The organism is Streptomyces sp. NPDC024555 (genome assembly GCF_055559335.1).
The window spans coordinates 43591-53740 of the sequence record NZ_JBVHKV010000021.1 but is presented as its reverse complement, the minus strand read 5'-3'; the positions used below and the strand labels follow the sequence as shown (position 1 = coordinate 53740).

Here is a 10150-nt window from a genome sequence, read left to right as displayed (position 1 = left end):
CGTGGCCGGGGAGCCGTCCGACTCCCCGGCCACGGGGTTCAGCCGAGGGCCCAGGCGACGTCCCGGAGCAGGGCGTGCCGCCAGCCCGCGCGGTCGTGACCGGACGGGGACCGGGAGACGCGGACGGTGGCGCCCGCCTCCTCGGTCAGCGCCTCCACCGGGGCGCAGTGCGGCAGCATCCGCTCCTCGTGCTCGCCCACGTCGAAGGCGATCCGCAGCCCGGACAGGGCGGGGCGCTCCCGCAGCCGCGCGGCGAGCGCGCCGCCCGCCGGCCCGCCGAGCGGATCGGCCAGGTCCACGACCCCGGGCCCCCACCAGAAGGACCCCGACTGGCAGGCGACGCGCGAGACGAGGCCGGGGAACTCCAGCGCCGCGTACAGCGCCGAGAGCCCGCCCAGGCTCTGTCCGGCCACCACCATCCGGCCGGTGTCCGCGACCACGCCCGATCCGGCCACCAGCGGCAGCAGTTCGTCGCGGACGGCCTCCCACAGCGCGGGCCGGCAGGTGAACTCGGCGGCCCGGTCCTTCGCGGGCAGGAAGACGAGCGTGACGGGCGGCACCGCCCCGTCCTCGGCCGCCGCGTCGAACGCGGCCGTCGCCGGATGGAGATGGAGCCAGTCGTCCCCGTCGAGCAGCAGCACCACCGGCCCGCCGCCGGCCACCGGATGGACGCGCACGGTGCGCCGTCCGCCCAGCCGCGCACTGTTCCAGCGCAGCCGGGTGAGCGGCACGGGCAGCACGTCGTCGGCGCCCAGGAGCGGCCAGTGCGGTGCGGGCGGGGTGTCCGGGGTCGCGGTGAGCGAACGGTCCGGACCGGCCCCGACCGGGTTGAGCGGGTCGGCGTACGCGTCGCCGTCCACGAGGAACCAGTAGGTGGACCAGAGCCGTCGGGGCCGGTCCACCTCCGCGTACCAGCAGTCCGTTCCGCCCCGGCGGCGCAGCGGCAGCGGCTCGGACACGCCCTCGAAGCAGAGGGCCGCGGGCGCCGGGCCGCGCCACAGGAACAGGGCGGTCCAGCTGTCGTCGGACGGGGCGTACGCGGGCGTGCGCGCCGTCGCCCAGAAGGCGTCGGAGCCCGGGACGCCGGGCAGGCCGAACGCGGCGAAGGGGGAGTCCGCTGCGGTGGTCACGGCCGGAGCCGTTCGGTTTCCGGGGGCATCGCTGTCTCCTTGTGGAAGGGAAAGAGAAAGAGCTAAGCTCCTCTCAATTAAGGGGAGCCTAACCTAAGTTTGACCTCCCTGTCCGTTCCGAGGAGGCACTTCCGCATGAGCACCAATCCGTTCGACGATCCCGACGGCCGGTTCCTGGTCCTGGTCAACGACGAGGGCCAGCACTCGCTGTGGCCGTCCTTCGCGCAGGTGCCGGGCGGCTGGACGGTCGCCTTCCCCGAGAACACCCGCGCGGCCTGCGTGGAGTACGTCGAGGCCAACTGGACGGATCTGCGGCCCCGTTCGCTCGTGACGCCCGCGGAGCGCTGACCTTGAGCCTCGCCCCGGCCCTCGCCCCGCCCCCCGTCGTGCGGCCCGCCGGCCCGCGCGACGCCGCCCGACTCGCCGCGCTGTCGCGGCCGTTCGTGCGCACCGGGGCCCTGCGCGAACGCCCGGTCTCCCTGTACGCGGCGCGCGCCGCCGACTTCCTGGTGGTGCGCGGGCCGGGCGGCGGTTTCGACGGCTGTGTCGGCCTGCGGGTGTACCCGGCCGGCGCCGACGGCGCCGAGGGGAGCGCCGGTGTCCTGTACAACTTCTGCGTCGCCGCCGGGCGGCAGGGGGGCGGCCTGGGCGGCGCGCTGCTGCGCTCCGTCCTGGACCGGGCGCGCTCCCGGTCGCTGACCGCCCTGTTCACCGCCACGACCGGGGACGGCCGGCTGTTCGGCCGGTACGGATTCACCACCGCCGAACCGGACCGGGCGCCGCGTGCCTGGGTGCGCGAACTGGACCCCCGGCGCGGCGCCCGGATTCTCCGACGGGCCCTCTGAGTACGGGTGTTACGCGGTGAGGGCGGGGGAGGGGGCGGCACTGCCGGGGACCACGGTGGTGCCGTGGCCCTCCTCGTCCGCGACGGCCCGCAGCAGCGCGTGCTCCACCCGGCCGTCGACCACCCTGGCCCGGCCGACCCCGCCGCGCACCGCCCTCAGGCAGCCCTCCATCTTCGGCAGCATTCCGCTCGCCAGTCCGGGCAGCATCCCGTCCAGCGCGTCCGCCGTCAGCCGCCCGATCACCTCGGTGCTGTGCGGCCAGTCCGCGTACAGGCCCGGGACGTCGGTCAGCACGACCAGCCGTTCGGCCCGCAGCGCCACGGCCAGCGCCGAGGCGGCGAGATCGGCGTTGACGTTGTAGACCCGCCCGTCCTCGCCCCGGGCCACGGGGGAGACCACGGGGATGTGGCCCCGGTCCAGAAGCCCCCGCACCATGCCGGGGCTGACGTCCACGACATCCCCGACGAGCCCGATGTCCACGGGCCGGCCGTCCGGCCCGGCCGTGCGCCGCACGGCCGTCATGGTGTGCGCGTCCTCGCCCGTCAGCCCCACGGCGAACGGGCCGTGGGCGTTGATCTCCCCGACCAGCTCCCGCTGGATGCGCCCGGACAGCACCATGCGGACCACGTCCATCGTCTCCCGGGTGGTCACCCGCAGCCCCGCCTCGAACCGCGACTCCAGCCCGAGGCGGTCCAGCATCGCGCTGATCTGCGGGCCGCCGCCGTGCACGACGACCGGGCGCAGTCCGCCGCGCCACAGCTCCACGACGTCCCGGGCGAACTGCCGTTGCAGACTCGCGTCGACCATCGCGTTGCCGCCGAACTTGACGACGATCACACGGTGGTGCGCACCGGCCGGTTCCATGGTCCACTCCCTTGGTTCGGTAAGTTAGCTGAGCCTAACCTAAGTTTGCAGAGGGGTGAGATGGATCAGGCCACGTCAAACCCACGTCAGGGAGCGGCCGTTACGGATCAGGGCAACGTCAACGGGACACCCGCCGGCCCCACGGCGATCTAGCGTCGGAACGGAGCGTCCGGCCGACCGGGCCGGCGCGAGCCCCCGAGGAGAGCCATGAACGACCACCCGCAGGCCGAGGACCCCGACCCGCTGCGAACCGGCCGGACCGGAGCGCTGTACGTTCCGGTCCGGCACGGACACCCGGCCGACCGCGTCCGCCTGTTCCGCACCCCGCTGGGCGCGCGCACCGCCGTCGCCTTCACCAGCGCACCGCGCCTCACCCGGACCCTGGGCCGGCGGCAGGACTGGACCCGGCTCTCCGAGGCTGCCCTCCGCTCCCTCCTCGCACCGCTCGACGGCATCGGCCTCGTCGTCGACCCGCCCCTGGCCGCCCCCGCCCCCGCCGGGACACCGGCCGGCCGCCCGGCCCGGGGCCCCCACGGCCCCGCGTCCGTCCGGGTCCCCGCCGCCCCGCCCCTCGCGTCCGCGCCGACCGTCTGACCCGCCGAGGAGCCCGCCATGACCCCAGGACCCACGGGGACCGCCACGGCGGCCCGTACCCGCACCCCGGCCGGACTCTCCGTCTGGCCCGCCTCCGCCCGCGTCACCGGCCACGGGGACGTCGCCGTCGCCGGGGTGTCGCTCGCCCGCACCGCCGAACGCTTCGGCACCCCCCTCTACCTCCTCGACGAGGACGAGGTGCGCCGCCGCTGCCGCGCCTACCGCGAGGCCTTCCCCGGCGCCGAGGTGGCCTACGCCGCGAAGGCCTTCCTGTGCCGCGCCCTCGTGCACTGGATCCGCGACGAGGGACTCGGCCTCGACGTCTGCTCCGCCGGAGAGCTGGAACTCGCCGTCACCGCCGGCTTCCCGCCCGACCGCGTCCTTCTGCACGGCAACGCCAAGACCCCCGAGGACCTGGCCACCGCCCTGCGGCTGCGCGTGGGCCGCATCGTCATCGACAGCGCGGGGGAGATCGCCCGCCTCGCCGCGCTCGTCCCGCACGGCGACCGGCAGAAGGTGCTCCTCCGCGTCGTCCCCGGCGTCGAGGCCGGCGGCCACGCGGCCGTCCGCACCGGAACGGACGGCCAGAAGTTCGGCCTCTCCCTCACCGACGGCAGCGCCCTGCACGCCGTCTCCCGCGTCCTCGGCCAGACCCGGCTCGAACTGACCGGACTGCACTGCCACATCGGCTCGCAGATCCCCGGCACCGCGCCCTACCTCACCGCACTGCGCCGGGCCGTCGGCGTCCTGGCCCTGATCCGGGACCGGCACGGGACCGTCCTGCCCGAACTCGACATGGGCGGCGGCCACGCCGTCGCCCACCGCCCCGGCGAACCCGCCCAGGACATCCGGGACCTGGGCGCCCGGATGCGTGCCGCGCTGTCCGAGGAGTGCGCCGCCGCCGGACTGCCCGTCCCCCGGCTCACCGTCGAACCGGGCCGCGCCCTGGTCGGCCCCGCGGGCGTCGCCGTCTACCGCGTCCTCGCCGTCAAGCGGAGCGGCCCACGCGTCTTCGTGGCCGTGGACGGCGGGATGAGCGACAACCCCCGCCCGGCGCTGTACGGGGTGCGCTACGCGCCCCGGCTCATAGGCCGCCGCTCCACCGCCGGCCCGTGCGCGGTGACCGTCGTCGGACGGCACTGCGAGGCGGGCGACGTCCTGGCCGTCGATGCGGAGCTGCCGGCGGACGTGCGCCCCGGGGACCTGATCGCCGTACCGGTGGCGGGGGCCTACCAGCTGTCCATGGCCTCCACGTACAACGCCGTGGGCCGCCCGCCCGTCGTCGCCGTCCGCGACGGCCGGGCCCGGCTGCTGGTGCGCCGGGAGTCCCTGGCCGATCTGACCAGCCGCGACATCGGACTCTGAGGGCCGTCGCCCGGGGCCGCCGCACGGTCCCGGGCGACGGTTCCACTCCGTTTGCGGAGGCATGGACCTCGGGTTTGAGTGGAGACGACCCCCCTGCCGCCCGTCTGGAGCTGACCATGTCGATGGCGTTCGGATCACCCTTCGGATCGTCCGATCCCTTCAGCGAGATGCTGGACCGGTTCTTCGGCATGTCACCGGCCTCCTCGCCGCCCGCCGTGCAGCGGGTGCCCATCGGACGGCTGCTGACCGAGTCCTCGCACGAACTGCTCGGTCTCGCCACCCGCAAGGCCTCCGAGAACGGCACCACCGACCTCGACACCGAACACCTCCTGTGGGCGGCCACCCAGGTGGACCCCGCGCGCGGACTCCTCACCCGGGCGGGCGTCGACACCGACGCGCTCGCCGCCCGCATCGACGAGGTGCTGCCCCGCGAGTCGGCGGAACCGTCCGCGCGGCCGGGTCTCACCCCGGCGGCCAAGCGGACCCTCGCCGCCGCCTACGCCGGATCGCAGGCCGTCGGAGTCTCGTACATCGGCCCCGAGCACATCCTCGCCGCCCTCCTGGAGGACCCCGATTCCGGCGCCTCCCGCTTCCTGCGGGCCCAGGACCTGGACACCGGGAAGCTGCGCGGCCTCACCGAGCAGGCGGCCCGCGCGGAGGGCACCCCCGCGGGCGGGCAGCAGCAGCCGGCCACCACCCTCGACGAGTTCGGCCGGGACCTCACCGAGGAGGCCCGCGCCGGGCGGCTCGACCCCGTGGTCGGCCGGGGCGAGGAGATCGAGCAGACCGTCGAGATCCTGTCGCGCCGCTCCAAGAACAACCCGGTGCTCATCGGTGAGCCCGGGGTCGGGAAGACCGCCATCGTGGAGGGCCTGGCCCAGCGCATCGTGGCCGGCGAGGTCCCCGAAAGCCTCAAGGACAAGCGGGTCGTCTCGCTGGACCTGTCCGGCATGGTGGCGGGCGCCCAGTACCGGGGCCAGTTCGAGGAACGGCTGAAGAAGGTCATCGAGGACGTCCAGCAGTCCGGCGGGAACATCATCCTGTTCATCGACGAACTCCACACCGTCGTCGGCGCCGGTGCCACGGGCGAGGGCGCCATGGACGCGGGCAACATGCTCAAGCCCGCGCTCGCCCGCGGCGAACTGCACGTGGTCGGCGCGACGACGATCGACGAGTACCGCAAGCACGTCGAGAAGGACGCCGCCCTCGAACGCCGCTTCCAGCCCGTCCTCATCCCCGAACCCACGGTCGAGGAGACGGTGCAGATCCTCGAAGGACTGCGCGACGCCTACGAGGCGCACCACCAGGTCCGCTTCGCCGACGGCGCCCTCACCGCGGCGGCCGAACTCTCCGACCGCTACATCAGCGACCGGTTCCTGCCGGACAAGGCGATCGACCTGATGGACCAGGCGGGCGCCCGCGTCCGGCTGCGCAGCTCCGGCCGCTCCACCGAGGTCGTCAGCCGCGAGGACCGCCTCGCCGGACTGCGCAGGGAGAAGGACCAGGCCGTCGCCGCCGAGGAGTTCGAGAAGGCCTCCGGCCTCAAGCGGCAGATCGCCGAGGTGGAGGGCGAACTCGCCGGGATCGAGGAACGCCGCGAGGGCGTCGTCTCGGTCACCGCCGCCGATATCGCCGACATCGTCTCCCGCCGCACCGGCATCCCCGTCTCCCAGCTCACCGCGGGCGAGAAGGAACGGCTGCTGCGCCTGGAGGAGGAGATGCACGCCCGCATCGTCGGCCAGGACGAGGCCGTCACCGCGGTCTCCGAGGCGGTGCGCCGCAACCGCGCGGGCATGGGCGACCCGAACCGCCCGGTCGGCTCCTTCCTCTTCCTCGGCCCCACCGGCGTCGGCAAGACCGAACTGGCCAAGACCCTCGCCGAGCTGCTGTTCGGCGCCGACGACCGCATGATCCGCTTCGACATGAGCGAGTTCCAGGAGAAGCACACGGTCGCCCGCCTGGTCGGCGCGCCTCCCGGATACGTCGGTTACGAGGAGGCCGGCCAGCTCACCGAGAAGGTCCGCCGCATGCCGTACAGCGTGGTGCTCTTCGACGAGGTCGAGAAGGCGCACCCCGATGTCTTCAACACGCTGCTCCAGATCCTCGACGACGGCCGGCTCACGGACGCGCAGGGCCGCACGGTCGACTTCCGGCACTGCGTCGTCATCATGACGTCGAACATCGGCGCCCACCGCATCCTCGCCCACGAGGGCGACGCGGCCGAGCTCAAGGACGAGCTGATGGGCGAGCTGCGCGGACGCTTCCTGCCGGAGTTCCTGAACCGCATCGACGACATCATCGTCTTCCACAGCCTCACCGAGGACGACCTCTCCCGCATCGTCGAGCACCTGCTGGACGGCAGCAGGCACCGCGTCCGCGCCCAGGGCCTGACCCTCGACGTGACCGAGGCCGCCAAGAAGCTCCTCGTCGCGCACGGCCACCAGCCGGAGTTCGGGGCCCGGCCGCTGCGCCGGACGATCCAGACGGAGCTGGACAACCGGGTGGCCTCGCTCCTCCTGGGCGGCGAGGCCGATCCGGGCGACACGATCGTCGCCGACGTACGCGACGACTCGCTGCACTGCACGATCCGGAAGGGCGAGGGCGCGCGGGCAGCCGGGGACGCGCAGGACGGGCAGGACGAGCGGGGGACCGAGGCCGGGCGGGCCGCCTGAACCGGGGAGCACCGGTGTCGGCACGGGGGAGGCCCGGGACGCGTTGCCGGTCCCGGGCGTCCGGGTGATGCTGGGGGAATGGCTGACCACCCCGGCCCCGAGCCCGTCGCCGCCGTGAGGCGTGCGCTCCGCCTGCTGGACGCGGCCGGGGCGCAGCACGGCGCGGCGACCGCGCGGCAGCTGGCGCACACGGCCGGGCTCTCCCTGGCGGCGGTCGAGGAACTGCTGCCCGCGCTGGCCGGGGACGGCTATCTGGCGCGTTTCGGGGACGGCACCTTCGCCCTCGCCGAAAGCGGTCCGGGCACCGACGGCCACGCGGGCGGACCCGCCTCGCTGAGCCGGATCCGCCCCGCCCTGACGACCCTGCGCAACGATCTCGCCGCCGCCGTCTACCTCACGCTGTACGAGGACGGCGAGATCCGGGTCATGGAGATCGTCGACAGCGCCCGCACCCCGAGGGTCGACCTCTGGGTGGGTTTCGAGGACGCCGGCCACGCCACGGCCCTCGGCAAGAGCGTGCTGCGCGAGCTGGACGAGGAGGCGCGCGCCGAGTACCTGTCCCGGCACACGCTGACCGGGCTGACCCCCCGGACCCTCACGCACCGCGACGAACTGCTCCGGGACCTCGACGCCCCGGCCGCCCCGCCGCTGGTCATGGACCGCGAGGAGTACGCGAGGGGGACGACCTGCGTCGCGGTGCCGGTGTACAGCGGGGAGCAGGTGGGCTCGCTCGGGATCTCCTTCCGGTCGGACCGGATGTACCGCTCGTCCCTGGTCAGGTCCGGGCTGATGTCCTGCGCGATCCGGGTCTCCCGGGGCCTGTCCCTGCCGGGCTGACCGCGCGGACGGCGCACGGCCGTCCGCGGGAGCGGCGGCTACTCGACGACCAGCTCGACCGGGATGTTGCCCCGCGTGGCGTTCGAGTACGGGCAGACCTGGTGGGCCTGCTCGACCAGTGCGCGGCCGGTCTCCGCGTCGAGCGTGTCGGGCAGCTCCACGCGCAGGGTGACCGCCAGGGCGAAGCCCTCGCCCTCCTTGCCGATGCCGACCTCGCCGGTCACGGCGGCGTCGGTGACGTCCACGCCCGCCCGGCGGCCCACGACGCCCAGCGCGCTCGCGAAGCAGGCGGCGTAGCCGGCGGCGAAGAGCTGCTCCGGGTTGGTGCCCTGCCCGTTGCCGCCCATCTCGGACGGAACGGCCAGCTGGAGGTCGAGACGGCCGTCGGAGCTGACGGCGCGGCCGTCGCGGCCGTGGGTGGCGGTGGCGACGGCGGTGTAGAGCGCGTCCATGGAAACCGTTCCTCTCGGTCTGTGCCGGCGGGGGTTCCGCCCGTACCCCTGAAGTGAAGCACACAATTAAATTGTGCACAATCAAATGGAGTCCGCGGAGCTATGCTGGGCCCATGACCGCCACGCCCAGCCCCGCCCGCCCGGACCAGGACGGGGCCACCGCCGGGACCGAGGCCGACCACCTCCGTCTGGACCGGCAGATCTGCTTCTCGCTCAACGCCGCCTCGCGCGCCTTCGGCGGCGTCTACCGGGTGCTCCTGAAGGACCTGGGGCTCACCTATCCCCAGTACCTCGTGATGCTGGTCCTCTGGGAGCACGGCGAACTCCCGGTCAAGACCCTGGGCGAGCATCTGCGCCTGGACTCCGGGACCCTGTCGCCGCTCCTCAAGCGGCTGGAGGCGGCCGGGCTGGTCCGCCGCGAGCGCAGCGCCGCGGACGAGCGCTCGGTGCACGCGCACCTCACGGAGGAGGGCACCGCCCTGCGCGAGCGGGCCCTCTCCGTCCCCCGCCGCATCGCCGCCGCCACCGGCTTCGGCCTCGACGAGATCAACGATCTGCGCACCCGCCTCGACCGGCTCACCGCCGCCCTGGACGCGGCCGACCTGGACGAGGCCGCACCGCCCGCGTGAACGCGGTGCCGTGCGGTGCGGGACGGGGGCCGCGCCCCCGTCCCGCCGCCGGTCTCAGTCCCGCCGAGCCAGCAGGAACAGTTGCGGCTCCGGCACCGCCTCCGGGAGCGCCGGGACGAACATGATGCTCTCCTGGTCCAGCACGGTGAACCCGGCCCCCTCGACCGCCGCGAGGAACGCGTCCTCGCCGAAGCTGGTCACGTTGACCGACTGGCCCATGAACGTGCCGTCCACCCCCTCCACGTCCAACGGCACCGTCGCCACCGCCAGATGGCCGCCGGGGCGCAGCGCCCGCGCGGCCGCCCGCAGAATGCCGGTCTGCTCCTCGCGCGACAGCTGGAGCAGCGCGAAGTACACGCACACCGCGTCGAACGCACCCTCCTCCAGAGGGACTTCGCGGATGTCGGCGCACCGGAACTCCGCCGCCGGAACCTGCCGGGTGGCCAGCTCCACCATCACCGGCGAGACATCCACCCCCAGCACCCGGTGACCGGCGTCGGCCAGCGTCTGCGCCGTCGGCCGCCCCGTACCGCTGCCGATGTCGAGCACCCGGCTGTGCGGGCCGAGACGCGCGAGCAGCCGCTCCAGCGACGCGCGGTGCCCGGCCGAGGCGCCGAACGCCCGCTCGTAGTCGGCGCCGAGCGCGTCGAACACCGATGCGGCGGTGGGGTGCTGACCTGATTCCATCGAGGAATCCTTTCTCCCGTGACGGTCCCGCCACGGTACGCGGACCACGGCCGCCGCGGAGCCCTTCCGCCGGCG

General features: G+C 74.3%; 11 protein-coding genes. 7 read left to right on the top strand and 4 right to left on the bottom strand.

The window, feature by feature from the left end; all coding sequences use genetic code 11:
- Positions 1-38: 38 nt before the first annotated feature.
- Complete coding sequence (locus ACZ4FH_RS30260) at positions 39-1130, bottom strand: alpha/beta hydrolase-fold protein (protein WP_467308898.1); 1092 nt, start codon at positions 1128-1130, stop codon at positions 39-41.
- Between the two features lie 135 nt (positions 1131-1265).
- On the opposite strand from ACZ4FH_RS30260, the gene ACZ4FH_RS30255 reads away from it, so the two are divergent.
- Entirely contained in the window at positions 1266-1478 is a 213-nt protein-coding gene (locus ACZ4FH_RS30255) for an MbtH family protein (protein ID WP_383634269.1), read from the top strand.
- Positions 1479-1480: 2 nt separating this feature from the next.
- Positions 1481-1975 carry a GNAT family N-acetyltransferase gene (locus ACZ4FH_RS30250; protein WP_467308896.1) on the top strand — a complete coding sequence of 165 codons (495 nt, stop codon included), beginning with the start codon at positions 1481-1483 and terminating at the stop codon, positions 1973-1975.
- A gap of 9 nt (positions 1976-1984) precedes the next feature.
- On the opposite strand, the gene argB is transcribed toward ACZ4FH_RS30250, so the two are convergent.
- Positions 1985-2839 (bottom strand): acetylglutamate kinase, encoded by an 855-nt coding sequence (gene argB, locus ACZ4FH_RS30245; protein WP_467308893.1) that lies wholly within the window; start codon positions 2837-2839, stop codon positions 1985-1987.
- A 207-nt stretch (positions 2840-3046) separates the two neighbouring features.
- Here argB and ACZ4FH_RS30240 point away from each other — a divergent pair, with 207 nt between their 5' ends.
- The 4 genes from ACZ4FH_RS30240 to ACZ4FH_RS30225 all read left to right on the top strand — a co-directional run bounded on the left by ACZ4FH_RS30240 (position 3047) and on the right by ACZ4FH_RS30225 (position 8307).
- Positions 3047-3433: an SAV_915 family protein gene (locus tag ACZ4FH_RS30240; RefSeq protein ID WP_467308891.1), complete on the top strand. Its 387-nt coding sequence runs from the start codon at positions 3047-3049 to the stop codon at positions 3431-3433.
- A gap of 18 nt (positions 3434-3451) precedes the next feature.
- A complete protein-coding gene (gene lysA, locus ACZ4FH_RS30235) occupies positions 3452-4798 on the top strand; it encodes a diaminopimelate decarboxylase (protein ID WP_467308889.1) in 1347 nt (448 codons plus the stop codon).
- 116 nt (positions 4799-4914) lie between these two features.
- The gene (locus tag ACZ4FH_RS30230; RefSeq protein ID WP_467309024.1) at positions 4915-7470 is read left to right on the top strand and encodes an ATP-dependent Clp protease ATP-binding subunit; all 2556 of its coding nucleotides are present in this window, start codon (positions 4915-4917) and stop codon (positions 7468-7470) included.
- 78 nt (positions 7471-7548) lie between these two features.
- The gene (locus ACZ4FH_RS30225) at positions 7549-8307 is read left to right on the top strand and encodes an IclR family transcriptional regulator (RefSeq protein WP_467308887.1); all 759 of its coding nucleotides are present in this window, start codon (positions 7549-7551) and stop codon (positions 8305-8307) included.
- A gap of 38 nt (positions 8308-8345) precedes the next feature.
- Here the strand turns inward: ACZ4FH_RS30225 and ACZ4FH_RS30220 are convergent, their stop codons facing one another.
- A complete protein-coding gene (locus ACZ4FH_RS30220) occupies positions 8346-8759 on the bottom strand; it encodes an organic hydroperoxide resistance protein (RefSeq protein WP_467308885.1) in 414 nt (137 codons plus the stop codon).
- 113 nt (positions 8760-8872) lie between these two features.
- Between ACZ4FH_RS30220 and ACZ4FH_RS30215 the strand changes: the two genes are divergently transcribed.
- Complete coding sequence (locus ACZ4FH_RS30215; protein WP_467308884.1) at positions 8873-9388, top strand: MarR family winged helix-turn-helix transcriptional regulator; 516 nt, start codon at positions 8873-8875, stop codon at positions 9386-9388.
- Between the two features lie 54 nt (positions 9389-9442).
- Here the strand turns inward: ACZ4FH_RS30215 and ACZ4FH_RS30210 are convergent, their stop codons facing one another.
- Positions 9443-10075, bottom strand: a complete 633-nt coding sequence (locus tag ACZ4FH_RS30210; protein ID WP_467308882.1) for a class I SAM-dependent methyltransferase — start codon at positions 10073-10075, stop codon at positions 9443-9445.
- Between the last annotated feature and the right edge of the window lie 75 nt (positions 10076-10150).